This is a genomic window from Pleomorphomonas sp. JP5 (assembly GCF_023721815.1).
Classification (GTDB): Bacteria; Pseudomonadota; Alphaproteobacteria; order Rhizobiales; family Pleomorphomonadaceae; genus Pleomorphomonas.
Genome location: NZ_JAMDLI010000025.1, coordinates 1 through 617, shown reverse-complemented (window position 1 = coordinate 617; position 617 = coordinate 1). Strand labels below are relative to the sequence as shown.

The window sequence follows — 617 nt, the reverse complement described above, 5'->3', positions numbered from 1 at the left end:
AAATCACGAACCTCCGCCAGAGGCGGAGGTTTGGGACGCTGCGCTTGGGCCACTAGAAGTGGCTTTGTTACATCAGGGGATCAGCTTGAACAGATCGTTGTGATCTGATGCCTTATCGGCTTTCTCTTGATCCCTGATGTAACGTCTAACGACCTGTTCATTATAGCCGGTGGTGGATACGAAGTAGCCGCGCGCCCAAAAATGGTAGCCACGGTACTTGCGTTTACGCGCATACTTGTTGGCGACGTAAAGGGCCGTCTTGCCTTTCAGGAACCCGACGATGTGCGAAACAGAATACTTCGGCGGGATCGACATCAGGATGTGCACATGGTCGACCATCATGTGCCCTTCCACGATCTGACAGCCCTTCTGGAGACAAAGTTTGCGGAATTGCTCGACCAACTCCCGACGCAGCTCTCCATAGAGCCTCTTCATTCTGTATTTGCTCGCAAAAACCAGGTGGTATTTGCAGTCCCACGTCGAGTGGGATAGATGGTTATCGTCCACTATAACCTCCGTTCTTGACCCACTGCGTGGCCCAAGCACGGAGGTTTCTTTTATACTGTGTAGAACCCATCCAATCCTCCACCATAGGTGGAGGTTTTCTTTTGATAAAA

1 protein-coding gene is annotated in these 617 nt (G+C 51.2%); it reads right to left on the bottom strand.

The genetic code is table 11. The features are described from left to right. Positions 1-72: 72 nt before the first annotated feature. The gene (gene tnpA, locus M4J40_RS22340; RefSeq protein ID WP_251756635.1) at positions 73-507 is read right to left on the bottom strand and encodes an IS200/IS605 family transposase; all 435 of its coding nucleotides are present in this window, start codon (positions 505-507) and stop codon (positions 73-75) included. Between the last annotated feature and the right edge of the window lie 110 nt (positions 508-617).